The organism is Streptantibioticus cattleyicolor NRRL 8057 = DSM 46488 (assembly GCF_000240165.1).
Taxonomy (GTDB): Bacteria; Actinomycetota; Actinomycetes; order Streptomycetales; family Streptomycetaceae; genus Streptantibioticus; species Streptantibioticus cattleyicolor.
In genome coordinates, this window is sequence record NC_017586.1 from 667,197 (window position 1) to 691,132 (window position 23,936).

Here is a 23,936-nt window from a genome sequence, read left to right on the forward strand (position 1 = left end):
CGAAGACCCTCCTTCCATCGGGGTGCAGTGTCAGGCCGGGACGAGAGCGCACCTGCACCTGGGGTGCGCGGGCGGCTGGGTGTCGCCCGTGGGCCAGACAGCGCCGAGCGGCAGCGGACCGGCTTGGTGGTTGGCGACGCAGGCTGGGCAGGCGCCGGGTTCGATGGCCCAGTCGCAGGCGTTGACCTGGCCGGTGCGATAGGCGTCCACGGCAGCGGCGAGCACGGCTCGGGCCACCTCGGTCATGGCGGTCATGGCGGCCCAGGAACGGTCACGCAGCAGGTCGCGCAGAGCCTCGGCGAGTTGGGCTGCCGTCTGGTGCCCCGCTCGCGCGCCGCCAAGGACACGGCCGAGCGCGGCGAGACGGCCGGCGGCGATGCTGCGGACGAGGGGTGCGGACTGCTGCCGGAACACGGCCAGAGCCATACGTGTGGCTGCTGTGAGGCCACGGGCAGCGTCGGCGGCATCACCGACGGCCCAACCGTAGAGGGCCTTGGCGCGTCCGGACATGATGGCTCGGGCTGCCGCATGCCCAATCGCCCACCCTTCCGTCCACAGGTCGTTGAGCAGGGGCGCGAGGATCCCGGTGAGATCGATGCCCTCACTGGTGAGGAATGCGGCGGCGAGCGTGGCGGCCCACTCGTCGCTGTCAGCCCCGTCCTGGCCGGGGTCGGTCCGGTCGGTCGTGTCAGTCTTGACCAGCTCACGAGCGAGCCACCGCTCCGCCAGCGCATCGGCGGGCACCGCGGCCATCAGGTGGCGGACGATCCTGGGCTGCCACACTGCGGCGGTGGCCTCGTCGCGGTCCCAGCCCGGCCACACCGGGCTGGGGTCACCGGCTTTTGGGCGGTCATCACCTCCAGGAGCGGCGAAGATGACCGGGGCGCCGTCAAGTTCCGGAGCGTCGGCTTTCGTGAGGTACGCGAAGCGGAAGGGCCGGGCAGGGGTGGCGTTGCGGCGGATCCAGCGGCGGTACGCCGCCAGTTCCTGGCTCTTCTTGGCCGCGGTTTGTTCGCTGTCGTCGTCGCTGCCACTTGTGGCCGGGTTGCTGATATCGGTGTCGGGGCCGTAGGGGGCGTCCAGCTCCCCGTCGGCGTCGGCGTCGTCCTGGGGTGGTGCCTGAACCGGTCCGATGAGTTCGCCCGGTTCGGCGACTTCGGAAGCGCCCTCGAGGAAGACCACGCCGCGGGTGGTCATCAGCATCGGCATGTCGGCCTCGGGGAAGGCGTAGCGGGGCAGCCCGAGCCGGTCTCGGTCTTCGTTGAGCGTCATCCGGCCCCACTGCACGCGGCTCTGGGCGACCATGTCCGCCGCTGCCTCGTCCTCGCTCTCCAGTCCGAGGATCCGGAATTCCAGCTCCGGCGCCATGCCGAGGTGCCGGCGGCTGATCTGGGTGACCAAGTTCTGGATCCACCGGTAGGTCGGCATGGTTGCCGACCGCTCCTTGATGTCTGCCTGGCCCTCGTGGTAGCCGGACGAACCGAGGCCGCCCGGTTCGGTGAAGTTCAGCTCCGCGATGGTTGTGGCGAAGTGGCTGGCCAGCTGCTTGAGGAGGAACAGGTCGTACTCAGGGCGGTACTTCTCGGCGACGTCGGCCATGGACTCCAGCTCGAAGCCCGGGGGCAGGATCCGTAGGCGGTGCCGCTCCAGCGTCTGTCCACTCCAGGCATCGTTGAGTGCGGTTTCGTACTCAAGGACCTGCTGTGGGGTCCAGCCGTTCGCCGCTGTGTTCCGCAGCACTCCGGCCGGGATCGCACCATCGGTGAACTCGGCGCGGATCCACTGGCGTCGTCGCAGCCAAACATCCAGGTCCTCAAGGGCCTGCTCGACTGCGCTGTACCCGTAGGGTGTGAACGCGCGGACGTTGCGCCGCTTGTAGATCAGCTGGTCGGCGCTGTACCCGTCGGGTACGGCCCCGTCTGGGTCCACGTCCGCCACATATTCCCCTCGGGGGAACCCCCACAGGTGCTGTTGGAAGGCAGGCTGCGGTGGTACGGGCCGGCCCCCACGGTAGTCCCGGAGTACCTTGATGGTGGAGCCGTCCAGGATTTCCAGCGCGTACAGGTCGCCGCCGTAGGTCCGGCGTGGGTAGATCGCCACAGCGTCGAGGACCAGGTGCTCTTCCAGCAGCTTGCCGATCCAGTCCGGCCACTCTTCGTCCTGCCCGGGGTCCGGCTGCTCCCAGAACGCGGTGCACCGTGCGATCTCCGGGGACAGGCGCTTACGCAGGTCTGCCTCGATGTCTGCGCGGGCCATTGACGGGTGGTCGGCCTCGGCTTGGGCGATGGCCGACTTGGTGATGGTGATGGCCCACTCAAGGGTGGCGATGTCGGCCTTGCGGATCTCGATGCACCGCCGTGCGATGCCCCCTGCTGCGGCGGCGTCACGCAGCACCTTCCAGGGCACCAGTCGATCGGTGATGCCCGGCAGGTTGGCGCTGACCGGATACTCGTTGAAGCGGGGCTCAGGCCGGCCAGTGTCCTGGCGTACCGGGTCGATCTGCGCCGGGATCAGAGGCAGGCCGGGTCCGAAGGCCACCTGCGGGTCGGTGCGTGGCAGCGGGTTGAAGCCACCGGGGATCTGTGGTGAGGCGCTGATGGAGTTCAGCATCGCCGCTACTTGGGCGGCGGTGTAGACCTGGGCGCCCGCGCCGACGCCGGGCACCTGGGTTTTCGTCATGTCCGCCGGGGTACGCCGGGGGCGGTGACGGTTGCGGTTACGGCGGGGCACCATGTCTCCTTCCCGTCGATGACAGCCCGGTGGTAGGCGGGGAGATCAGGCACGGACCGCCCGTCTGGTACGGCGCTGTGCCTCGGCGACAGCGGTGCGCAGGTACGCGGCCGTACCAGGTCCCATGCACAGGGCTTCGTGAGCGTCACGGACAGTCCAGTGCTCGGCCAGCTCTTGAGCGCTGTTGGCGACCCAGCCACGGCCACACCAACCGCCGGCCTCGGGACAGGCCCGGCACAGCAGCGCCCGGAACGTCGGGCGGTTACGGCGGTGGCTACAGCGAGGCGCCAGAAAGTAGATCACTTGAGCTCCTTGGCAGGTCAGGTACCGGGCCGGTAGTCGCGCAGCCAGTCCATGGCCTGCGCGGCGCCGTTCTGGCTACCCAGGAGGTACAGCAGCGCCTGGCTGGTGGCGTCCACCTGGTCGTCGTGGGGGGCGTTCGGGAAGGAGGCGGTCTCCTCGACGTACTCCGCGATCCACGGGGCGAGGTCGGGGGCCGGCAGGTGGACGTTCCCAGCTTCCACGAAGGGGGCGACGGCGGAGGCGCGCGCGTACTTGCTGCCTGCCGGGTTCACCGGGATCAGGCCGGGCACGGTGGCGCGCAATTGAGCGACGATGGCGGGCCCGTTGGCTTTGTCTTCGACGAGCTTGGCGTGGCTCTGGGGCCACTTCGCCGAGAGAGCTTCCACGGCGCGACATGCGGCGGGGAAGTCGAGGCGGTCGCGGACCTGGTCCAGCAAGAACACCTGCGCGCCGATCTTCGCCCACACTTGTCCGACTACGAAGTCGGCTTTCGCGGAGTCCTTGAAGGTCATGTCCCACGACTGGATGACCTGGTGGGCCGCGGGTACCCACCAGGTGCCGTCCGGGCGGCGCTCTGCCCGTAGCGCGGTGTACCACTGCCAGTGTGCGCGCTTGAACAGCCCCCCTTCGGCCGGCGCCGGGCGCCCTTGGTACAAGGCATTCCACGTGCGGGCGCCAACGTCCTGCTTGGTGTCCTCCCAGTCCTTGATGGTCCGGCCCCGCGCTGACAGCAGGTACTCACCGGGGGCGCGGCCGAGCGGGTCGTCGTCGCTCTCAGCCTGTGCCGGGATGTTGATGTGCCGCCAGTCACCGCGGGTGTCCTGGGCGAGCAGTCTCCCGGCGAGGTCGTCTTCGTGCCAGCGGGTGAGGACGACGATCACCACCGCCTCGGGGGCAAGGCGTGTGCGAGCGGTATCGGTCCAGAAGTCCCACACCCGCTCGCGGAACACTGCGGACTCGGCCTGGGCGCGGTCCTTGATCGGGTCGTCGATGATCAGTACGTCGACCGGGCGGCTCGTCAGCGCACCGGCCACGCCGACGCTGTACACGCCACCGATGTGGTCCCGGAGCTGCCATTCCTGCGCGCTGGAGGTGTCGCCTCGGATGTACAACCCGAGGGCATCGGGGTGGGACCTGATGTCGTTGCGGATCGCGCGTCCCCAGCGCATCGCGGTGCGCTGCTCGTAGCTCGCGATGGCGACGCGTAGGTCCGGGTTCCGCGACAACATCCACGCCGGAAAGGCCCGGGAGACACGCTGTGACTTGCCTTCCTGGGGAGGCATCGTCCAGATCAGCCGCCGGCAGCGACCGGCGGCGACGTCCATCAAGTTGGCGTCCAGGAGTTCAAGGGCGGGCGTGGCCACGATCCGTGGGTCGAGGGCCTTGGCCAGGTGGTGGGGGGCGGGGTATCGGTCGGCGGCTGCATTGCGGCCTTCGAGCCGGTCGGCCGCGCGCACGAGCGCGTTCAGGTCGGACATGTGCAGGTGCCTCTGGCCGAGGGTGCAGGGGCTTGTGAGAGGGGGTGAGCGCGGGACCGAGGGTCACGGGGCGGTGGGTAGGGCGATATGGAGGCTGTCGAGGACCATCACGGCGTCCGGGACGCTGATGTAGGCGAACTCCCAGTCGGTGCGGCCGTCTCGGTCAACGGTGGCGGTCCACTCGGCGGTGGTGGCCTCGTCGTACCAGTAGTACTCGCCGGGGCCGGACTGAGCGATCCCTCGGGGCGCGTCTTCGAACAGGCCCGGCAGCAGCCTGTCCAAGACGACGCCGGCGACGTGTGGGAGGCCGGTGAACTCAATGGTGGCGCGGGTGTGATCGTCTACGCACACGGTCCCGGATCCGACGCCTGCCCGTTCCCAGCGCAGGCGTGTGGGGCAGCAACCGGTCGGCGGCGGCACGTCCACGAGCAAGGGGAAGGCGGTGCGAAGCGCGGTAGCAGCACTCTGGTGCTGGCGGGTGAACGCCTCTCGCCAAATGGCGAGTGCTCGTGCGGCGTCGGGCTGCACAACACCTCCCTCCCACTCGGAGCACCCGTCTTCACGCCACAGAACGCAGGTGCCGGGCAGCGGCTTGGCGAGCCGCCACGGCGGCGGCTCCGGTGATCCCCGCAGCCGCGAGGCCGGCTTCGAGCGCCGACACCAGCGCTTCGGCCTGGCGCTCGGTGACGCGTGCCATACGGTCTTCGATGTTCAGCCGGGCGATCATGCCGAGGATCTGTCCGGCCCGGTCCATGGCCCGCTCGTACAGGGCGATCTCGGCCCGGAGTTGCTCGGTGCCTGCCGCTCCCTCGTACCGGATGCGGTCGCCGAGGCGCTGCACCATGCCGCTGATGGCTTCCTGCCAGGCGACGGCCTGGCCGGCGAGCCGGGCCAGCGCTGCGAAGGGGTCAGCGACTGCCTCGACATTCAGGTCGGCGAGAACGGCGCGGGCCTCGGCTTCGGCCTGCTCGGTGCGTGCTGCGGCGCGCTGGTTGCGGGTGTTCCCACCGTGGAGGCGACACCGGCCGAACCCCACGTGATCGGTACCCCAGCCCGCCACCAGGCTGCAGACGTCACCGGGAGCGCCCTGCCGCTTCTGGGCGCCGCACTGGGGTGTGCCGTCCGCGGCCTGTTCCGGCTTCAGGCTCACTCGTCACTCCGGCGGTGCAGGCGTTTGATGCGCTGCCGGCGGTCGGCGATAGTCAGTACCCGGTCGACCGCAGCCAGGTCTCCCTTCATCGCCGGGCCCCACAGGGCCGCTTGCAGTCGGTCATACCGCAGGGCTTCCAGCATGCGCTCCGGGTCGAGCGGCGGCCCGTCGTACTGCTCGTCAGCGATCTCCCCTGCGGCGAGCACGGCGTCGGCCACATCCGGGTACCCAAGCTTGGTGGCGATGGTCTGCCAGTCCACTCCGGCCAGCTTCAGCGCGAGGGCTTGACTGGCGCGTTCACGGTCGCGGGCATCCATCGGCGGGCTCCCTATCGGGTCAGGAGGGTATGGAGGTCAGCACGCGCCTGCGGGTCGGTCAGGAATCGACCGGTGTAGGAGGCGGTGACCATGGACGCCCCCGGCTTGCGGGCGCCGCGGTGCGCCAGGCAGCCGTGTTCGGAGCGGATGATGCAGGCCGCGCCAAGGGTGTCCAGATGCTCGTCCAATGCGGCGGTGACCTGCCGGGTCAGCTGTTCTTGGGTCTGCAAGCGGCGGGCGTACACGTCCAGTACCCGCGGCAGCTTGGACAGGCCGGCGACCGACGCGCCGGGCTTGGGCTGGTACGCGATGTCCGCAGTGCCGCTGAACGGGAGCAGGTGGTGTTCGCACAGCGAGGTGAACGGCACGCCGGTGACGGCGATGGGCTGCCCGGCATGGTCGGCCGGGAAGGTCCGCGACAGGTGGAATGCCGGGTCGTCGCGGTACCCGGCGGTGAATTCGCCGAGCGCTCGCAGCACTCGCGTGGGGGTCTCGGCCAGAGCCGGGCTGTCGGGGTCCAGGCCGATCGAGGCGAACCATGCGGTCAGGCCGGCGGTGAACCGGCGGGCGGCGACGCGGAGGGAGGGGTCGGGGTTGGTCATCGTGCCCTTTCGTTGCCCCAGGTGAGGACGTGGAGCCGGGTGGTCAGGTTGTAGCCCGCGCGAATGGCGGGGTCGGCGATGACGGCCAGGTGGCGGCCGATGGTGGCGGCGTCGGTACCGCGCGGCATGATCCACACCTGCTCCGGGGGAATGCCCAGCGCCTGCACCCACTTCTCGGTCTCGGTGACGTCCTCGGCCGAGGCGCAGACGTACTTGAAGGTGGCTTGGCCGGTGTCGCGTAGCGCGTGGATGGCGTCTTCGCGGATGCGTCTGCTCTCGCGGTCACCGGCGCTGGCGAGTTTCGGCGAGACGTTGAACCGCGTGGCCCATGCGGTGGTGAGCGGCGTCGGCGCGATCGTGCCGTTGGTCTCGATCTCGATGTCCACCCCGGCGTCGGCGAGACGGTCCAAAAGATCCAGCCAGCCCGGCTGGTGCTGGTGCAGCAGTGGTTCGCCGCCGGTGATGACGACCACAGCGGGAGCGCCTTCCAAGGCGCGGGCGGCGATGTCGGCGGTGGGCTGGCGGGTGAGCTGGGTGCGCAGGTCGTAGCGCGTCGCGTCCCACGTGTAGGGAGTGTCACACCAGGAGCAGGTCAGGTTGCACCCGCCGAGCCGTATGAAGGCGGCGCGCCGGCCGGTGGAGGGACCTTCCCCCTGCACGGTCGGCCCGAAGACCTCCGCGACGACGAGGGTCGGGCCGCTCATGATGCAATCCAGGTAGCGGCGTTGACGTGGGTCTCGGCCAGGTGGACGCGGGTGACGCGGGCGCCGGGCGCTCGGACCAGGTCCCGGAGTACGCCGGCGGCCATGTCGGCGAGCAGGGCGGCGACGTTCTCCACGGTCGGCCATCCGGTCACCTCGTAAGCCTTGCAGTCGAAGGAACGCAGAACGGGCAACAGCGGGTCGTTAGGACCGAGCATGACCCCGTGGTCGAGGTGGGTGTCGATCCACTGGCGCAAGGCCCGCTTGAATGGCCCGAACTCGACGACGAGGCCGGCGGCGAGCTTGGGCGCTTCGACGGTGACTTCGGTCCACCAGGAGTGGCCGTGCAGGGAGGTGCACTTGCCCGGCAAGTGGGGCAGTCGGTGGGCCGTCTCGAAGTTGTGGCGGACGGTCACGCTGTGGGTCATTCCAGGCGTCCTCTCATGATGATGCGGGCCAGGATGACGCTCTGGTCTCCCGAGCCTCGGGTATCGGCGAGGGGGTAGGCCGCTTGCGGCCTCACGATCCGGGCAAGGGCGGAGTACCTGTTCGGCGCCGGAACCGCGGCGTGTTCGTGGTCGGCGCACCCGAGGGCGCGGCCTGGGGCGACTTACGTCGACTACAGGCGATGACCACCAGGTCAGGGGAGGTCACACCGCATAGTCGGTGGGGTCGGGTACGCCAGCGTCAGCGAAGGCTTCGCGGCGTTCGGTGCACGTACCGCACGTGCCGCAGTGCTGCTTTTGGCCCTTGTAGCAGCTCCACGACAGGCCCAGTGGGGCACCGAGTAGATGTGCGTGCTCGGCGATCTGCGCCTTGGTCCACGTGATGAACGGCGCCTCGATGCGGGGGGTGTGGTGGCCCTCAAGTGCCCGGGTGACGCAGGCCCTCAGGGCGTCGAGGAACGCCGGGCGGCAGTCGGGGTAGATAGCGTGGTCACCGGCGTGGATACCGAGGCCGACGAGCTGTGCTCGGCGAGCGGCGGCGATCCCGACCGCGATGTTCGCCATGATCGCGTTGCGGTTGGGCACGACGGTGACGCGCATGGATTCGGCCTCGTAATGCCCGTCCGGTACCTCGATCGCTGGATCGGTGAGGGCGCTTCCGGGCATCAGTGCGCCGACGGCCGTCAAGTCCACGACCTGGTGTTCCGCGTCGAAGTGCTGGGCGACCCGCCGAGCGGCGAGAAGTTCGCGGCTGTGCCGCTGGCCGTAGTCGAAGCTCAGCAGCATCATCTCGTAGCCGCTGTCGTGGTAGTGCGCGGCGAGAGTGGTGGAGTCCATGCCGCCGGAGAAGGAGAGCACGGCGAGGGGGCGACTCATGAGGTGTTGTCCTTCCGGGCGTCAGCGGCCAGCGCGCGGGCGGCCACGGTGAAGTTCTTGGTATCGGTGTCGGCGAGGAACAGGCCGGTGCCGGTGCTGGTCCACCCCGGCGGCGGGGCCACGTGGTGACGGCGTTCGAGCCAGCGGCCAAGGCGCCCGTAAGCCACTGCGGGGGTGGCGCGGATCATGGTGTCCTCGGCCTGGAACTGCTCCGGCGGCTTGCCTGCCTTGGTAGCGAAGCCCCGTCGGCCGACGACTGCGGGGTCTGCGCCGTGGGTGCGCAGGAGCCCGGCGTGCTTGCGGGCTTCGGCTGGCCGGCCCACGGTCAGCTGCACGATGCGGGAGTGCTGGCTGTCCCACAGCGACATCACTCCGAAGCGTGCGCCGGACGCCCAGCTGGAGGAGTCCACTGTGTAGAACGGCAGCGCGGCGATGGTGGCGAACCGGGTCTGGCCGAAGCCGTGGTAGACCGCGCCGTGGTGGCGTGCGATGCGGAAGGCTCGGATCAGCCAGCGCATCACGTCGTCGGTGCGTCGGGCGTAGGGCACCATTCCGCCCAGCGCGATGTACCGGTAGGAGGCGCACAGTGCTTCGAGGCGCCGCCAGGGGGATCCGATGTGGAATACCGGCAGGACCCGGATGCCCTGGTCTTCGAGGGCGAGGGTGTTGCGGTGGGTGGCGTCGGGGTCGCCGATCACGTCAAGGGTCGCGGCGGTGGTGATCACGTGGCGCCACTGGTGCAGCCAGGCCGCGTAGTCGGCCAGCTTGATGGTCGAGCCAGTCGTCGCGGCGGAGAATGCCCCGGAGTCAGCGAAGACCTCGTAGGGGCCGCCGTAGGCGGCGCCTATCGCGGCGAGGTCGGTCTCGCGGTGGTAGTGGAAGCTGGTCAGGTAGCGGAACACGGGGCTCCTGGTGCGAGGGTCCGGGCGGCGAGGCGCATCTGCTCGTCGTCGGTGCAGGCGAGGAACAGGCAGGTGCCGGTATCCGACCAGCCAGCCGGTGGAGGAACACGGTGGCGTCGCGCGAGCCATGTCTCCAGGCGGTGGAACGCGGTCATCGGGGCGGCGCGCATCATGTCGTACTCGCGAGCGTGCTCAGCCGCAGTGCGATGAGCGGTGTGGGCGAACCCTGGTCGGCCGACGACTGCGGGGTCTGCACCGTGGGTGCGCAGGAGCGCGGCGTGCTTGCGGGCTTCGGTTGGTCGGCCGACCGGCACGGTGACCAGGCGGCAGCGCCGATCGTCCCACAGCGTGATGTTGCCGTACCGGGCGCCGGATACCCACGCGGAAGAGTCCACGGAGTAGAACGGCAACGCGGCGATGGTGGCGAACCGGGTCTGGCCGAAGCCGTGGTAAACCGCGCCGTGGTGGCGTGCGATGCGGAAGGCTCGGATCAGCCACCGCATCACGTCGTCGGGGCGCTTGGAGTGCGGGACCATGCCGCCGAGGGCGAGGTAGGCGTGGCGGCTGCACAGGTCCTCCAGCATCGGCCAGGGGGTGCCGACGTGGAAGGCGGGCAGGACGTTCAGTCCGGCATTCAGCAGCGTGGCGGTGTTGCGGTGGGTGGCCTCGGGGTCGCCGATCACGTCCAGGGTCGCGGCCGTGGTGATCACGTGGCGCCACTGGTGCAGCCAGGCCGCGTAGTCGGCCAACTTGATCGTCGAGCCAGTCGTCGCGACGGAGAACGCCCCGGAGTCAGCGAAGATTTCCACCCGGCCGCCGTGAAGGGCTTGGAGATCACCGACGAGTTCCCCCATATCGGTGTCGCGCCAGTACGCGTACGACGTCAGGCAGCGCAGCGTCATCTCACCGCACCCCCTCCTCCAGCAACATCCGCAGTGGTGCGATGTCCTGGTCCCGCGCTCCGGAAAGAGCGAGGTACACCTTGGTGCCCTGGTCGGCGGCGCGGGGCAGCGGCGGCGCAGGTACACGGTGGCGGGTGGTCAGGGACCCCTCCATGAACTGGTAGGCGCGGGCACAACCGGCTGTGAGCAGATCCCGGTCGGCTCCGGTGGATCCGGCGGCGGGCCGCATGAAGTTGCGGTCCAGCAGCCGGTGTGGCGGCAGGCCGTGTGCGCGGACCAGCGCAGCGTTCGGCAGTACGTCGGCGGGGTTGCGGAAGAACAGGCTGCGCATACGGAGAGTGCGGGCGTCCCACAGGTAGACCAGACCGAAGCGTTGTCCCATCGTGTAGGAGCTGCTGTCGATCGAGTAGAACGGCAGGTGGCGGACGAGATTGGCGGAGGTCAGCCCGAAGCCGTGGAGCGCGGTGCCGTAGGGCCGAGCGACTTTGAAGGCGCGGATCAGCCAGGCCATGAGCGCCTTCTGCTTGGCGGCGCCTGCGGCGTGGAGCGCCAGCCCGCCGAGGGCGATGTACCGGTGCTGGGCGCACAGCCCTTCCAGCACGTCCCAAGGCTCACCTGTGTGAAACACCGGCAACACGCTGCAGCCAGCCTCGGTGAGGCGATCCAGGTTCGCGGCGGTGGCCCGGTGGTCACCGATCACGTCAAGGGTCGCGGCGACGGTAATCAACGGCTGCCAGTGTCGTAGCCAGGCAGCGTAGTCGCCCAACTTTATCGTCACGCCGGTCGTCGCAGCGGAGAACGCCCCGGAGTCGGCGAACAGGTCCACGTTCCCGCCGAGATCGTGCACCAGGGCGGCCAGGTCGGTATCGCGGTGGTAGTGGTAGCTGGCCAGGACCCGCAGCGTCACGCCATCGACCGCAGCTTGTTCATGAGGTGGATGAACCGTGCCGCGTCGTCGTCCGGTGTCTCGCACCCGGACGACAGGTCGTAGAAATCGTCGCGTACGTTGGGCGGGACCTTGAACCGCAGTACGGGCCACAGGTCGTCGTCCTCAGGCTCGCCGAACTCGGCGGCGAGTGCGTCCAGGTCCGGCGGTGGTGTGATCAGCATCTCGACGTCGGTCTCGGTGTAGCCGGTGCCGGTGTAGTCCCCGTCGAGGTAACTCAGCAGCTCCGCCAAGGCGTCGTTGTCGTATGTGCCCAGCTCCGCCAAGCGGTTGTCCGCCAGGTTGATGCGCCGGGCCTCGGCGTCATCGCACCTGACAATCTCGCACCGCGCGGTCTGCGCGCCTTCGGCGGCGAGAGCCTGCAAGGTGTGGTTTCCCGCGAGGACGATCAGCGGTCCGCTTGGTATCTCCCGGACGATCAGCGACCGGTACTGTCCGTTCCGGCGCAGGCTCTGGCGGATCGCCTCGACGTCCCCCCTCTTGGCGTTGCCGGGGAACAGCATGAGTTCGTCCAGGGGAACGTCGCGGGTGGTGACGTACTCGGCAGGCATGAAGGGCTCCCGGGGGACGGGGACGGTGCACTACGTGAGGGTGGCGCCCAGGCGGGTGGACCTCGGCGAGGGCCGCGCCACGGCCTTCTCCTGGGGGCCGGCCCGGCCGTGGAGTCGGCGGCTGGGCCGACGTGCGGGTCAGTCCGTCGGACGGACCGGGCCTGCGGACGCGGGCTTCTGTCCCAGGGCCAGGGGCGTGTCGAAGAGTCCGCGCACGGCCTTGATGGCGTCGGCGAGAGCCTGCTTGGCGTCGGTGCCCGGGCCAGCGAAGACCGGTTCCACCGCGTTGAGGACGGTAGCCAGCAGGCGCCCCACTTCGCTGACGGCTTCCGTCTTCAGACGATCGAACTCGGGTCGCACCGCTTCCGTCAGAGACTCCACAAGGGTCTCCAGAGCAGTCTCGCTGCCAGCGCTGACGTGATCGATGTCCGCCCGGAGCCGGGCGGCAACGGCGCGGAGCCGGCCGGCCAAGGCGTGGCCCTCGTCCTCCAGGTGCGCGATGACGGTGTGCAGCTCGTCCAGGATGTGGCTCATGCGGTGTCCTTCTGGGCTCGGGCGGCGCGCAGCGCCTGGGTGAGGGTTTCGGGGAAGTCGTCGCTGGACGCGTTGACTACCTGGATCACCACGGATCCCCGGGACGCTCGTTCCTGATCGGGCGCCGGATGCGCGAGGACCGCGGTGAACTCCATGCGCACGGTGACCGGGCCAAGGGAACCATCGGTGTGACCGCCGCGCGGGGAGGTGTACTCCAGGGTCCAGTTGTCGGGGCGCAGGACCTGGCCGTCGATCTCGATCCCGTCGGCGACGGGATGGACCCGCGGGAATGTCGGTGGGGGATGCAGGGACAAAGGCAGCTCCGAGGGGTGGGGGCTGCCCGCCGCCGCGCACCCCTCAACACGCGGCGGCAGGCAGCATGAGGCCCCGCCGCAAATCAGTGCGCGCGGGGCCGGCCTTGGGTTGGTCAGCTCCGGGATGGCCTGCCGCTTCGAGGAGTTGGCAGCCGTGGAGGGCACGTGATCCGGCCAGCGGCTACATCGCGGAGTTCCATCCAGTCGTATCGGCCGTCATGGCTCGTGAGTCGGCCTTCGTGCGCCCAGCGCTTCACCGTGCCGATAGGGCGGCCGAGGAGGTGAGCGGTGTCCGCCGGGCTGAGGAGTACGGGGCGGGTAGTCATGGCACGCGCCCTCCGGAGACGCGGAAGGCCGTCCCATCAGGGGACGGCCTTGGTGCACGAGTTCCAGCAGACCAGATGATCGGTTCGCTTCCCTGCGGAAGTCAAGTCGGGCGTGCGGTCCGGGGTCAGCGGCGCTTGGTGATGCTGACGGTTGATCGGCGAATCACGGTGGTTGTGTGCCGGGTCGCGGGAGCCCGGCGGGGTACCGGACTGACGACGTGCACATGGGTGTCGTGGTGGACGACGACCACAGTCGAGTGGTGGGGACCGGTGGCTGTGCTGTCGCATGCGACGGCAGCACCCATGACCGCGGCTAGCCCGACGGTCCCTACGGTTACGGCGAGTAGAGGCTTCACTGTTCTCATTCTCTGGACGGGTCTGACACTGCTCGCCAGACGCGTTTGCGGATTCCGGGGCGGTAGACGGTGATGGGATCGGGGATGCAGCGCCAGGGCGGGGTACGGCCCTCCCGTGCACGAGTTGCGTTCATCACCGCGTCCGTGGGGACGATGGAGCCGGAGTCGTAGACTTCACTGGCGAAGCACCGCAGCATGTCGCGGCGTACCCCCGGCTGGACCGGTCAGCCACGGTCGTACTCGGTGCGCCATGCCCTCCACGGCTCGGTGGGGATGTCAAGGCGCCATTGCATCCGCAGCATGATGCGGTCTTCCACGATGGAGGCTGGTAGACCCAGCCACCGGTCTCCTCGTGCCGGCGATGTCGGTCACGAGCGCCGACAGGTAGTAGCTCAGCTCGACGGGGCCTCGCTCGACAGCGCAGCCGATGGAGTCCACCCACGAGTCCATGCCGACCGACCAGTGGGTGAACAACGAGGCGATCACTGGCCGGGCTCCGGGGCCCCGCTGATCGTGATCCCGTAGCGGGCCGCGCGGTCCCGGCAGACGCGGCAGGTCACGGCCGCGTCCGGAGTAAGTGCCAGGTCCGAGAACCGGTCTCGCGGCTTGCACAAGGCCTCTCCGGTGTCACGGCGGAACCGGTCGACCGTGACGGGCTGGTTGAGCACGAGGTGGTACCCGCCACTGAATACGTCACCTTGGCGGGGCTTGGAGGCATGACGGACATGCGCGGTGAGGGGAGCGGCCGGTGCCGCCGGTGTTGCGAGGAGGATCGGCCCGGTGGAGGCCGTCTTGCGCACCACGATCCAGTCGGCGGCCTCCAGTGTGGCGGCGTACTTGGCCACCATGTCGCGGCGTTCGGCGGCTCGTTCGGCGCTGGTGGGCCGGTCGGGGTCGCACAGGTCGATGCCCGGTTGCTGATGGTGCACACGGGCCTGTCTGGGGAGTGGGCCGAGGCCGACGCTGTACCCCGCGGTGGTACAGCGGCCGTACTGGTTGAGACCAGCAGGGCTGTGTTGGCGGGACAAGACGCTGGCAGCTTGGCTGACGATCGGGTCAGTGATGAGGGGCTTCACAGTACCTACCGGGGTGAGCCCGGCCGTCGTGATGACGGCCGGGGACAACTGAGGAAGGCGGGGCGGCTGGGTCGTGCGCAGTCCCCGTCCTGGTTGGGTCAGCGAGGGCCGCGCACCGGGCGCCCATGGCGGTCGACGGCTGGCCCGCGCCAGGCGAGCCGGACCTCTTCGTCGTTGTCGAGGAACAACGCCGTGTCCTCGTCTACCGTGTAGATCGCACGGCCGTGTGTGGCGGGAGTGTTGAGCCAGACCGTGCGCAGAGTGCCACGCAGGTGTGCCCGGTCGCCGGAGCGCAGATCACGAGCCGGGACAGGTTCGGGGTGGGCGTAGGCCGCCAGCCGCGGGGTGAGACGCGGCAGCACGGTACGGGTGCGGCGGGTGCGGATCACGCGGTATGCCCACTCAGGTGAGAGGGCTTCCCGCTCTTGGGCCTCCCGCTGGGCGTGGGTTTCACCGTCCAGCGGCGGGTGGCCGACGCGCTCCCACGTCTGTCCGTTGTCGGCGCTGACCTCGAGGACGTACGTGTCCTTGCGGTAGATCTCCTCTTCGGTTGGTTCTGCTGGTGTGCGCTCGGGAGCAGGGGGTGGCGGGGAAGTGACGAGTGCCACACGGCTGGCAGGCCAGGTGACGCCGTTGACGACAGCTCGCGGGTAAGGGCCGACCATGCGGAGGTGTACCGTGCCGAGGTCTCCGCGCGGGGTGCGGACGGTGGCGCCGCTGTCGATGACGGCCGGTGTATCGGTCGTGGTGGTTCGCCGGGCGGTGAGGTACGTCGAGCCGGTGTTGGCCACGGACCACCCCCATCGCTCCAAGTGCGCCCCGACGATGTCGAGTTGGGAATCCCAAGACTTTCGCTCGGGTGTGAGGTGCTGGCCGCCTTCGAGCCAGTAGACACGCACTGCGCCGTCTTCCTCGGGGATGACCACGACCCCCCGGGTGTCGGGAGCGTCGTACTCGTCGTAGTAGTCGCCGGTCAGTTCAGCGTGAGCGAGACCGACGAGGGCGGTGAGTGCCGCGCGGACATCGGGGTGGTCTGCGTGCTTGGGCAGGCTCCCGACAGCAAAGCCAGCATGAGTGACGATGACGCCTTCCATCGGCTGGCCCCCGCTCGTGGGGGCTGCCTCAGTTGGCACGCTCGGAGTGCCCGCCTGCGTCTGGGCGTACGGGGAGTCATCGTCGTGGTAGTCGCAGCGTCCGGCTGCCAGTTGGATGACGCTGGTGTTCTGGAGCCTCGCCGTCACGTCATCCTTGATCTGCTGGATGCCAGCTCGTTTGGTTCCGAACTCGGCGTCGGCGGCCCGCTCGCCGGGCCAGGTCAGCATCCAGCGCGGACCCGAGGGAAAGCCAGCGCGTACCGCGTCGGGGTCGGCTGGACAGTTGTCGAGACTGTAGGTGCCGTAAGGGGTGTGGACCCGGTAGCAGCCGGAGGCCACGGGCCGGATGTCCAGCAGGTCGGTGACATCTGAGGCTTCCCCTGCGGCAGCGGACTGCAACGCGGCGTGGACTTGCTCGCCTTTGCTGGTCAAGACCCACCCGTCCCCGAGGCGCAGCATGCCGCGCTCGAACAGAGCGCGCAGGGTGCCGCTGTCACCGCGGACTTCTCGGCCTTCCCCTCCGGTGGAGATCGCGCGGCCCATGCGCTCGCTGATGCAGTACCGCGTCATGAGGTTCTTGCGAATGAGCGTGCTGATCGGACCTGCGTCGACTTCCATGATGGCTCCCTTCGGTGGCGGTGAACGATCCCATCGTATTGCCTGCCGACTCTAATTACAAGCCGGTACCGGCTACATGTGAAATCTGATTCAAAGTCAAACGAATCTCCGCTCGATCATGAAATGGGAGGTACCGTCGCCCATGAAGTCTCGGCACTCGTGCCGGATTTCCCCTCCGGCGGTGGTCGCTACAACCACCGCCCGCCCCCGCCTCACGAGCGAGGAACCCGTGAGGCGGGGCGCCTACGCCCCGGGCTGGTCGCGCGACCCCGGGACTGCGGCGGTCAGCTGCGGGCGTCGAGGGTCACCCAAGCCCGTTGGGTGCCGACGCTCAGCCGGTAGCGCACCCGGTCACCGGTGACGGGAACCCGCTCAACGCACACGGTGAAGGCAGCCGTCCAGGTGCGCACCTCAGGCGAGATACAGTCCCCGCTGTAGTGAGCGGATTCCCAGTGCCGGGCGTAGTCGACGATGGTGCCGCAGGCCAGGTTCCCATCAACGAGGAACACGAACTGGGTCAGCTCGTCAGGGGTGTTGTCCGGCTGCCAGTCCCCGGCCGGCAAACGCCATACGGCGGTCATGTGCGATGCGTCTGCTGCGAGTTCGACGGCCACTTCGCGGCTGGTGACGGGAAGGAAGTGAGTGACAGTGGCCAGCACTGCCCATTCCCGCGGGTCTTGTTCAGGTGTTTCAGTCATGGAGCGCCTTTCCGGGCCGACGTCCCCCTGCCCCCGAGATACGCCGGAACGACGGAGCCGGGGGCAGGCGGCGACAGGGGTCGCCTTGTGCGATCACCACCCTTCCAGGATATTCGGTGCCGACTTAGATAGCACGTTGCTAACGCTCTCGATGGTGCTTGGCCCTCTTCAGGGCCCGCAAGGCAGCCCGGGTACGGGCCAGCTCCTCAACGGGCGGCGGCGCTCCCTTCCCGGCGGGTTCTACAGCACGCACCCGCCCGGCGGACCGGCGGCCGGCCGGAGCGTCCGGCAACTCCCCCGGGGCGAGCCTGTACTGGTACACCGCCAGCAACGACTCGGCCCCGGCGGTTTCCCTCGTAAGCTGCGCCCGCAACTCCGCGTCGGTCCAGCCCGCAGCGAACGCATCTGTTACACGGCCCACCAGGTGCAGACGAGCCGTGCGGCCGGGCCTGCGTCCCCGAAACGGCAGCGAGTCCACGAAGTCCGCAGCCCGCTTGTCCTCACAGCCGGGCGCCGTCTCATCCTCACTCGCGCCCTGCTCGCGGCCAACACCCGCGCAGTCGACGGACTCAGCCGTCCGGGAGGGGGAAGGGGGTGTCCTTCTTCTGGTCTTCTTGGATTTGATCTTCTTATGGTGACGGTCGTCCGCTGGCGGGTCAGCCGCCGGTGGATTTTCCACCGGCGGTTGTGAACTGGGCATATCCGTGATGCTGTAGGTCATCGGCCCGTGCGTGCCATCCGGCCGACGCTCCTGGTCGCGCACCAGGTAGCCGTACCTCTCCAGCTCGCGCAAGCCGGTCTTCACTGCGGTGACACCGTCGGTTGAAGATGCGGCTATCCACTCCGGCGTGACGCCGTACCCGGTCCGGTGTGTGCTGATCAGACCGAAGATCCCCTTCGCTTTGAAGCTGATGCGGGGGTCACGGAACAGGCGGTTGCTGATCTGAGTGAAGTGTCGCTGGATCACGTCAGCGGCCATGTCGCCGCGGCGTACCCGGGCGTAGGTCACCGCAGCACCCCCGCCGCAGCCGGGACCGGGCGCAGAGCATGGTCGTGGAGCAGTGTTTCGCAGGGGAGCCCTGCAACCAGTACAGTCATGGACGTCTCTCGTTGCACACGGTGGGACACACGCTCAGCGGGGTGCCACCCGCTGGGCACTTCGTCCGAAACGGCCGTCGGGGTGCCACCCGGCGGCCGGTTCGCGTTAGGTCGCCTACTCGGCAGACGGCTCCCCCTTCTTCGGGGGCCGCTTGGTCCCGCGCAGGCCCACGCTGATCTGCTGGGCGCGCGCCGGGGTCTTGCCGCCGAGGATCGAGCCGATCTCCGCCCAGGTCCTGCCCGCATCCCTCAAGGCGTTCACACGTTCCTGCCGGATCTGCCGCAGGCGACCATGCAGGTCGGGCCACTTGTCCAGCACCACGGTCACGGCAGCGGCGCACGCCGCGTCGTCCTCCACTGCCGCGAACGCCTCGATGGCCTCAACCAACCGCTTCACCTCCTCGGGCTCCTTCGCCGCCACTGCCGCTCTCCCTTCTGAGAGGGCAACCACACAGCCATTAAACCCTAGGGTTGCGTTCGATCGAAACCCTAGGGTTTAATGCTGTTGCGAGGCCGCCTCTCGGACTCGTGATCCATCAACACAACGGCCCCGACCCAATGGCGTTGCCGCGCCGGGTCGGGGCCAGATCCACCGTCCGCCCGCGAAGACCAGACGGAGATCCGCCATGGATGGTAACCGCACCAGCCCTGCCCCGCCCACGGACCGCGCCCCGAGACCGAACCCGATCCTCAGCGAACCAGCCACCGTCGAACGCTGCCGCGTCGACTACGGCACGGGAGCCCTTGACCGCGCAGCCCTCGACCGCGCCGCGCGCAAGGCGTACCGCGGCTGACCGCCGCCGCTCGGGGCCTGCCGCTACCACGGGCAGGCCCCGTTCCTCTTCCCTTCCAGGGCGCACCCGCTGGGTTCCCCTTCGGACTGCGCCGGCACAGAACGGACCCCGATGAGGACGCGCACGATCACCCGAACTCGCATGGTGCGTCACACGATCGACGGTGTGACACGCCTGGTCGAGGAGCCCTACACCACGCAAGCACCAGCGCCCCCACTCGACTGGGACCACGCCCTCCTCGCCGCCGTCACCGTCGCAGCCGCGACCCTGCTGCTGACCGCTCTCGTCTTCGGTGCCGCGTCCGGTGGCGCTCTGCTGTCCGAGGCCGTCCCCGCGCCCATCGCCTACACCATGGCCAGCGCGGTGGACTCCGGCTGGATCATCTGTATCGGCATCGAATACCTCGACCGCTGGCACGACGAACGCGCCGCCCTGCCTCGCTGGGCCGGATGGTGCTTCCTGATCGTCGCCATGGCCGAGGACGCTCTCAACGGCTGGCTGCACGGCAGTTGGCCCACCGGCCTGACGGCCGCCGCGGTGTCGGGCGTCGCCAAGGTCGTCTGGACCGTAGTGATGCGACACCACGCGGTACCCCTGACTCCCCGAACCCGAGCGTGGCTGGCCGCAGAGAAGGCCGACCTCGGCGCGCAGGCAGCCCTCTTGGCGTGGCGCCGGCAGGCCGAACGAACCAAGGCCGTACTCGCTGCCCAACGCGCCGTCTACGGCGACGTGGTCGACGTCCAGGACGACAGCCCGAGCCCGCTGGTGGTGACTCGTGAAGCCCGCGATGCCGTGCAGGCCGCGATCAGTCACATGCCCGGCGCCAGCGCGGCGAAGGTCGCCGCTCAACTCGCCCACGCAGGGATCGAGATCGACGAACGTGTGGTGCAAGCGGTCGTCAACGACACCGCGAGCGACGACGACACGCAGAACGTCCACGCCCTCCGTCCAGCCGCCAACACCCAGATCGCCGAGACCGTGCGAACGCTCCTCCGCTCCGGGATGCAGGACAAGGCCGAGCTGCGTAAGGCGGTGCTGCTGGCACACCCGCACGCCAGCCCCGAGACCATCCGCCGCACGATCAACAAGCTGACGGCGGCGAGCACACGATGACCACCCTCGCCCTGCTGATCTGGTCGTTGATCGCCCTCATCGGGCTCATCGGGCTGCACGCTTCCACCCGGCTACCCGGTTACGTCCCGAACCCCTACGTCCTCCCCGCCGCTAGCGTCACCGTCGTGCTGCTCGGCACCGGCGTCTACGCTCTCGCGCTCTCGCAGTGAGTTCCCATGACCGACCGCGACACCACGAAGCCCACGGACTGGTGGACTCGGCTGTACAACCCCCTCTTCCCAGACACGGCCGAGCATGCCGGCAACCAGCGCCCGGACGGGACCGGCCAGGACGAATCCGGGACCGAGCGGGAGCGTCCGGGACTGGTCCCGGACCAGGCCCGGACCAGTGAACTGGCCCGAGGGACCGACGATCGCTCGATCCCGCCCACGTCCCGCCACACCGGCGGCGCAGGACGGCTGCCCGACTGGCGCAAGGGCGAGACCGCCGACCTCAGCCCAAGTACGCCCGACCCAGCGGGATCGTCCGGCACCGAGCCCAACGAGGTCCAGGACGAGACCGACCATGACGGGACCGGTCCGGACCGCCAGCGGGTTTCCCCTCCCAGCCAGCAGGACGACGTTCCGGAAGACGGCCAGGAGGAAGAGCGCACCGACGCTGACGAACACGGCGGACCACCGCAGGTCGAAGACCGCGACCCGCCCGGGCCGGGGGCACCCGCCAGCAGGATTACCCCTGGCCAGCCAGTCACGCGCCGCCGTTGGCATCCAGCCCCCGATGCCTGGCCCGGCTCAGGTACACATCACAACGGGCTGACCCCCCGGGTGATCCTCTTCAACGGCACGGCGGCAGCCGCTGGACACGTGACCGGAATCGAGCCCTTCCTCGGCCAAGTCCTCCCCATGGCCGGACGCAACGCCACCGCGGTGGTCGGCCTGGCTCTCGCCATGGCCGGTGCGACCGCGGCCTGGAAGATCGCAGGCCGTCCCAGCGTCGCCGCTGTCCTACCAGCGCCGCGAGCGTCCCGCGTACTGCTCACCGCCGGCGCCGCCTGGCTAGCCCGCACCTGCGCGCCGTACCCCGTGGCCTGGCTCGCGCAGCACGGCGCCAGCTGGGGTTTCGGCCCGGCACCGACCTCCCTGCTCCTCACCGCGACGGGCCTGTGCGGCGGCCTGTGGTGGCTGACCGTGCCCCGCACCCGCCGCTGGTGGTGGCCGCTGCGCTGGGTCGCCCGCATCCCGCTCGCCTCCGCGCTGCTCGCCACCGCCCTGTACGCCCCCGGCACCCACCTGTGAAAGGCACCCTGTCGTGATCACCCTGGCCGCCGACGGTCTCGGCTCGCAGATCCTCGGCTCCATCACCCTGTCCGGCCTCGCCATGGCCAGCGCGGTCGCCCTGCTGATCGGCGTACGAGGCTCCGACCGCATCAAGCTCAACACCAAGGAGCGGGCTGGGGGGTTCGGGATCCTGTCCGGCACGCTGATGGTCGCGGCCGGGGGAACCTGGGCCTCGGTCGCTCACGGCCTGGGCAGCATCCCGACCTCCGTGCTCGGCAACGGCAGCAGCCTCGGCGACCCGGGCCAGGGCGGCATCGCCCTGGTGCTGACGATCGCGACCCTCGCGCCCCGCTGGCGACGGATGTGGATCCCCGCGGTGCTGGGCATCTCCGCAGCCGTGGTGTACGGCGCCGCCGGGGGCGTATGGAGCATCGCCAGCACCGCAGTACGCATGGGCATCGGACACCTCACCGGGTCGGCATGATGGGCAGGTTGCGCGACGAACTGCTGATCCCGTTCCGGGGCGCGGGTGAGGCCGGCCGGGACCTGTGGGCGGGGACGCGGGTCCTGGTCAGTCTCGGCGGCCGGGGTCTGCGGCGCCTGGCCGTGCTGGCCCTGGGCGTGCTCCGGCCCCGCACCGGCGGCAAGGCGCTGGAGATGGCGGGGGCTGTGGTGTTGGCCGGTGTGGCTGTCGTCCCGCCGGTGTGGGCGGCCGGGGCCGTCGTGTGGCGGGTGGTGGCCCGCTACGGCTCGTGGATCGCGGGCGCGGGCGTGGTCGGCTGGGTGCTCGCGGCCTGGACAGTCTCTCCCCCGCGAGCAGAGCAGACCACCCTAAACGATCATGAAATGTCAGCGGGGGAGTACGACACCGAGCCGGACCCCGCAGAGGATGACGAGCCGGCGGTGGACCCGGACGACGTCGCCGAGCGCATGGTGCACCTGGTCGTCGAGGCGATCGCCGACGCCGCAGCCGCCGGGCGTGCGGGCGTCCACCTCGCGACGCTGCGCACGATGCTCACCGAGGCGGGCCTGCCCGCGCTGGAGGACGTCGAGGCCCTGCACACCTGGCTGAGGGGGCGCGGGATCCCCGTCGCCCGGAACCTCAAGGTGCGTGGGGAGAACAAACTGGGGGTGCGCGCGGACGCGTTGACGGCCTCCCTCGGGGTCCCGCTGCGGGAGGCCCTGGCCGCCCCCGGCTGGCGGGTGCAGGAGGGGGCTTCGGGCCGGGCCCCGGGGGCCGCCGTTGAGGGCCCGCCCGGGGCCGGCGGCGGGGCGGGGCGGGGCCGCGCCGTCGCCCCGCGTCCGGCCACTCCCCCGACACGGCCGCATGACCCCACTGGGGGCCGGTAGATCCGCAGGTCACGCGGCATCTACCGGCCCCATCTACTGCGCCTTCTACCCGCTCGTCTACCGGTCGTCTACCGGAGGTTGCTGTGCCCTACGCCTACGTCTGCCCCGTGTGCGGCATCACGTCCCGGCCGTACCTCACCCATCTCGGCGCAGAGCGCCACGGCTGGCGGCACCGCGGATTTGCGCACTGGGGCGACTATCCCGACGGCGAACACGTACGCCGCGTGTCGTGGATCGGACCGCAGCGCCGCGACGCCGCCGTGGTGACTGCTGTCGTCGCCGGCCTCCTCATCGCCGCATTCCTCAGCAGGTGGAGATGACCAGTTGGAGATGACTGGGAGGCACCCCGCCGCAGAGGAGCAGCGCACCGTCCGTGCGGAACTCCGGGACCAACGCGTCAGGGTCTCATGGCTGTTCCGCAGCTGGCTGGACGAACGGGCCGCGCAGTGGGACAGCGCTGGGCCCGCACCGGGGGGTGATCCGGACAACGGGCCAGCACGGTTCGGCGACACTCCCGGTTTGCCGTACCTCTGCACCGTTCTCAGGAGTCCGGGACTCTGTCCCGGGGCCGGTCCAGGATCAGTCCGGGACCGGGACCGGGACCGGCATCGGCCCAGTCCCGGCCCAGTCCCGGCGATCGCTGCCTCTCCACCAGCGCGGGACAGCTGTGCCCGGGAAGGCAAGACGTAGGCCCCGCACCGTGCAGGTACGGGGCCTGGCTCGCTGTGACGGGGCCGCGATCGGCACGATGCTCACCCAGCTGACGCCTCGGACGCCGCTTCCAGTTCCTCGAGGCGCTTGGTCCACTTGGCGACCTGGTCCAGGTAGTTCTGGCGGGCCTTCGGCGCGTTGGGGCTGGCTTCGTCAGCAAGGGTCTGATACTTGGCGATCTTGTTCTTGGCCGCCACGAGCTTGGCCTCGGTAGGGTCGGCCTTGGGCCGGCCGTCCTTGCCCCCGCTGTGTCCACGCGCGATGCCGGAGACGCGCTGCACCTGCACGTCCAGGGCGCGGGCGATGTCCAAGTTCGGGATGCCGCGGCTCTGCGCTTCCAAGACCGCGAGTTGCCGGTACCGCTTGGCGAACTTTTGGAGTTCCGGGATGTCCCGGATGAAGTCGGACAGGGTCCTGGCGCGTTCGAGGGGTTCGGCATCGGCGAGGTCCTGGAAGAACCCTTCCAGAGGCCCTTTGTAGATATCGGGCAGTTCGGTTTCAGGCATACGGCCAGCGGCGCCAGCCGTGGAGTCGGCAGTCATAAGCCCACAAGGTATCCGGTACCGACTACATATTCAAGCTGCCGCCGACCGCAGGTCGCGTACATCCAACCCATCACCCTAGCGCCCCCACGGACACACCTCTCGCGGCCCGCGAAAAATCCCCAATCGTTCGATACCGGCTTTTACTTTAAGTCGGTACCGGGTATCCT

General features: G+C 69.6%; 27 protein-coding genes. 6 read left to right on the plus strand and 21 right to left on the minus strand.

Going from position 1 to position 23,936, the window contains the following annotated elements; genetic code table 11:
* Positions 1-30 precede the first annotated feature (30 nt).
* The 20 genes from SCATT_RS02565 to SCATT_RS02665 all read right to left on the minus strand — a co-directional run bounded on the left by SCATT_RS02565 (position 31) and on the right by SCATT_RS02665 (position 18,439).
* Complete coding sequence (locus tag SCATT_RS02565) at positions 31-2,679, minus strand: phage portal protein (RefSeq protein ID WP_157894803.1); 2,649 nt, start codon at positions 2,677-2,679, stop codon at positions 31-33.
* A gap of 371 nt (positions 2,680-3,050) precedes the next feature.
* Positions 3,051-4,511, minus strand: a complete 1,461-nt coding sequence (gene terL / locus SCATT_RS02570) for a phage terminase large subunit (RefSeq protein ID WP_014141342.1) — start codon at positions 4,509-4,511, stop codon at positions 3,051-3,053.
* 63 nt (positions 4,512-4,574) lie between these two features.
* The gene (locus tag SCATT_RS02575) at positions 4,575-4,862 is read right to left on the minus strand and encodes a hypothetical protein (protein ID WP_041824366.1); all 288 of its coding nucleotides are present in this window, start codon (positions 4,860-4,862) and stop codon (positions 4,575-4,577) included.
* Positions 4,863-5,070: 208 nt separating this feature from the next.
* Complete coding sequence (locus SCATT_RS02580; protein WP_014141344.1) at positions 5,071-5,661, minus strand: hypothetical protein; 591 nt, start codon at positions 5,659-5,661, stop codon at positions 5,071-5,073.
* Complete coding sequence (locus SCATT_RS02585; protein ID WP_014141345.1) at positions 5,658-5,978, minus strand: hypothetical protein; 321 nt, start codon at positions 5,976-5,978, stop codon at positions 5,658-5,660. Before SCATT_RS02585 ends, SCATT_RS02580 begins: the two co-directional genes overlap by 4 nt.
* An 11-nt stretch (positions 5,979-5,989) precedes the next feature.
* Complete coding sequence (folE, locus tag SCATT_RS02590) at positions 5,990-6,580, minus strand: GTP cyclohydrolase I (protein ID WP_014141346.1); 591 nt, start codon at positions 6,578-6,580, stop codon at positions 5,990-5,992.
* Positions 6,577-7,284, minus strand: a complete 708-nt coding sequence (locus SCATT_RS02595; RefSeq protein WP_014141347.1) for a 7-carboxy-7-deazaguanine synthase QueE — start codon at positions 7,282-7,284, stop codon at positions 6,577-6,579. Before SCATT_RS02595 ends, folE begins: the two co-directional genes overlap by 4 nt.
* On the minus strand, positions 7,281-7,709 hold the full coding sequence (locus SCATT_RS02600; RefSeq protein ID WP_014141348.1) for a 6-pyruvoyl trahydropterin synthase family protein: 429 nt from the start codon (positions 7,707-7,709) through the stop codon (positions 7,281-7,283). Before SCATT_RS02600 ends, SCATT_RS02595 begins: the two co-directional genes overlap by 4 nt.
* Positions 7,710-7,931: 222 nt before the next feature.
* A complete protein-coding gene (queC, locus tag SCATT_RS02605) occupies positions 7,932-8,603 on the minus strand; it encodes a 7-cyano-7-deazaguanine synthase QueC (protein WP_014141349.1) in 672 nt (223 codons plus the stop codon).
* The gene (locus SCATT_RS02610) at positions 8,600-9,505 is read right to left on the minus strand and encodes a hypothetical protein (protein ID WP_014627371.1); all 906 of its coding nucleotides are present in this window, start codon (positions 9,503-9,505) and stop codon (positions 8,600-8,602) included. Before SCATT_RS02610 ends, queC begins: the two co-directional genes overlap by 4 nt.
* The gene (locus SCATT_RS02615; RefSeq protein WP_014141351.1) at positions 9,490-10,407 is read right to left on the minus strand and encodes a hypothetical protein; all 918 of its coding nucleotides are present in this window, start codon (positions 10,405-10,407) and stop codon (positions 9,490-9,492) included. The genes SCATT_RS02610 and SCATT_RS02615 overlap by 16 nt, the downstream gene beginning before the upstream one ends.
* A 1-nt stretch (position 10,408) precedes the next feature.
* Complete coding sequence (locus SCATT_RS02620; protein ID WP_014141352.1) at positions 10,409-11,314, minus strand: hypothetical protein; 906 nt, start codon at positions 11,312-11,314, stop codon at positions 10,409-10,411.
* Positions 11,311-11,904 (minus strand): ParB/RepB/Spo0J family partition protein, encoded by a 594-nt coding sequence (locus SCATT_RS02625; protein WP_014141353.1) that lies wholly within the window; start codon positions 11,902-11,904, stop codon positions 11,311-11,313. Before SCATT_RS02625 ends, SCATT_RS02620 begins: the two co-directional genes overlap by 4 nt.
* Before the next feature lie 138 nt (positions 11,905-12,042).
* On the minus strand, positions 12,043-12,438 hold the full coding sequence (locus SCATT_RS02630) for a hypothetical protein (protein ID WP_014141354.1): 396 nt from the start codon (positions 12,436-12,438) through the stop codon (positions 12,043-12,045).
* Complete coding sequence (locus tag SCATT_RS02635; RefSeq protein ID WP_014141355.1) at positions 12,435-12,752, minus strand: hypothetical protein; 318 nt, start codon at positions 12,750-12,752, stop codon at positions 12,435-12,437. The genes SCATT_RS02630 and SCATT_RS02635 overlap by 4 nt, the downstream gene beginning before the upstream one ends.
* 1,164 nt (positions 12,753-13,916) lie before the next feature.
* Positions 13,917-14,363 carry a hypothetical protein gene (locus SCATT_RS02645; protein WP_014141359.1) on the minus strand — a complete coding sequence of 149 codons (447 nt, stop codon included), beginning with the start codon at positions 14,361-14,363 and terminating at the stop codon, positions 13,917-13,919.
* A 245-nt stretch (positions 14,364-14,608) separates the two neighbouring features.
* Entirely contained in the window at positions 14,609-16,222 is a 1,614-nt protein-coding gene (locus SCATT_RS02650; RefSeq protein ID WP_014141360.1) for a hypothetical protein, read from the minus strand.
* 284 nt (positions 16,223-16,506) lie between these two features.
* Entirely contained in the window at positions 16,507-16,920 is a 414-nt protein-coding gene (locus SCATT_RS02655; protein ID WP_157894804.1) for a hypothetical protein, read from the minus strand.
* Positions 16,921-17,059: 139 nt separating this feature from the next.
* On the minus strand, positions 17,060-17,929 hold the full coding sequence (locus tag SCATT_RS02660) for a hypothetical protein (protein WP_014141362.1): 870 nt from the start codon (positions 17,927-17,929) through the stop codon (positions 17,060-17,062).
* Between the two features lie 204 nt (positions 17,930-18,133).
* The gene (locus SCATT_RS02665; RefSeq protein ID WP_014141363.1) at positions 18,134-18,439 is read right to left on the minus strand and encodes a hypothetical protein; all 306 of its coding nucleotides are present in this window, start codon (positions 18,437-18,439) and stop codon (positions 18,134-18,136) included.
* A 514-nt stretch (positions 18,440-18,953) separates the two neighbouring features.
* Here SCATT_RS02665 and SCATT_RS02670 point away from each other — a divergent pair.
* The 6 genes from SCATT_RS02670 (at position 18,954) to SCATT_RS02690 (ending at position 22,833) form a co-directional block, all read left to right on the plus strand.
* Entirely contained in the window at positions 18,954-19,925 is a 972-nt protein-coding gene (locus SCATT_RS02670) for a hypothetical protein (protein ID WP_014141364.1), read from the plus strand.
* Positions 19,922-20,095: a hypothetical protein gene (locus SCATT_RS38880; protein ID WP_014141365.1), complete on the plus strand. Its 174-nt coding sequence runs from the start codon at positions 19,922-19,924 to the stop codon at positions 20,093-20,095. Before SCATT_RS02670 ends, SCATT_RS38880 begins: the two co-directional genes overlap by 4 nt.
* Positions 20,096-20,749: 654 nt before the next feature.
* Positions 20,750-21,181: a hypothetical protein gene (locus SCATT_RS39310; protein ID WP_231905028.1), complete on the plus strand. Its 432-nt coding sequence runs from the start codon at positions 20,750-20,752 to the stop codon at positions 21,179-21,181.
* Between the two features lie 13 nt (positions 21,182-21,194).
* A complete protein-coding gene (locus tag SCATT_RS02680; protein WP_014141367.1) occupies positions 21,195-21,647 on the plus strand; it encodes a hypothetical protein in 453 nt (150 codons plus the stop codon).
* Complete coding sequence (locus tag SCATT_RS38440; protein WP_410176202.1) at positions 21,647-22,513, plus strand: hypothetical protein; 867 nt, start codon at positions 21,647-21,649, stop codon at positions 22,511-22,513. The genes SCATT_RS02680 and SCATT_RS38440 overlap by 1 nt, the downstream gene beginning before the upstream one ends.
* An 83-nt stretch (positions 22,514-22,596) precedes the next feature.
* Entirely contained in the window at positions 22,597-22,833 is a 237-nt protein-coding gene (locus SCATT_RS02690; RefSeq protein ID WP_014141369.1) for a hypothetical protein, read from the plus strand.
* A 432-nt stretch (positions 22,834-23,265) separates the two neighbouring features.
* Here the strand turns inward: SCATT_RS02690 and SCATT_RS02695 are convergent, their stop codons facing one another.
* Positions 23,266-23,766, minus strand: coding sequence for a hypothetical protein (locus SCATT_RS02695; RefSeq protein ID WP_231905030.1), 501 nt, complete (start codon positions 23,764-23,766; stop codon positions 23,266-23,268).
* Between the last annotated feature and the right edge of the window lie 170 nt (positions 23,767-23,936).

Bases quoted from the DNA above. Each gene is read 5' to 3' on its own strand.
- SCATT_RS02565 (WP_157894803.1), bottom strand. From the start codon at position 2,679: ATGACGAAAACCCAGGTGCCCGGCGTCGGCGCGGGCGCCCAGGTCTAC.
- terL (WP_014141342.1), bottom strand. From the start codon at position 4,511: ATGTCCGACCTGAACGCGCTCGTGCGCGCGGCCGACCGGCTCGAAGGC.
- SCATT_RS02585 (WP_014141345.1), bottom strand. From the start codon at position 5,978: ATGGATGCCCGCGACCGTGAACGCGCCAGTCAAGCCCTCGCGCTGAAG.
- folE (WP_014141346.1), bottom strand. From the start codon at position 6,580: ATGACCAACCCCGACCCCTCCCTCCGCGTCGCCGCCCGCCGGTTCACC.
- SCATT_RS02595 (WP_014141347.1), bottom strand. From the start codon at position 7,284: ATGAGCGGCCCGACCCTCGTCGTCGCGGAGGTCTTCGGGCCGACCGTG.
- SCATT_RS02600 (WP_014141348.1), bottom strand. From the start codon at position 7,709: ATGACCCACAGCGTGACCGTCCGCCACAACTTCGAGACGGCCCACCGA.
- queC (WP_014141349.1), bottom strand. From the start codon at position 8,603: ATGAGTCGCCCCCTCGCCGTGCTCTCCTTCTCCGGCGGCATGGACTCC.
- SCATT_RS02615 (WP_014141351.1), bottom strand. From the start codon at position 10,407: ATGACGCTGCGCTGCCTGACGTCGTACGCGTACTGGCGCGACACCGAT.
- SCATT_RS02625 (WP_014141353.1), bottom strand. From the start codon at position 11,904: ATGCCTGCCGAGTACGTCACCACCCGCGACGTTCCCCTGGACGAACTC.
- SCATT_RS02630 (WP_014141354.1), bottom strand. From the start codon at position 12,438: ATGAGCCACATCCTGGACGAGCTGCACACCGTCATCGCGCACCTGGAG.
- SCATT_RS02650 (WP_014141360.1), bottom strand. From the start codon at position 16,222: ATGGAAGTCGACGCAGGTCCGATCAGCACGCTCATTCGCAAGAACCTC.
- SCATT_RS02655 (WP_157894804.1), bottom strand. From the start codon at position 16,920: ATGACTGAAACACCTGAACAAGACCCGCGGGAATGGGCAGTGCTGGCC.
- SCATT_RS02670 (WP_014141364.1), top strand. From the start codon at position 18,954: ATGGTGCGTCACACGATCGACGGTGTGACACGCCTGGTCGAGGAGCCC.
- SCATT_RS38880 (WP_014141365.1), top strand. From the start codon at position 19,922: ATGACCACCCTCGCCCTGCTGATCTGGTCGTTGATCGCCCTCATCGGG.
- SCATT_RS38440 (WP_410176202.1), top strand. From the start codon at position 21,647: ATGGGCAGGTTGCGCGACGAACTGCTGATCCCGTTCCGGGGCGCGGGT.
- SCATT_RS02695 (WP_231905030.1), bottom strand. From the start codon at position 23,766: ATGACTGCCGACTCCACGGCTGGCGCCGCTGGCCGTATGCCTGAAACC.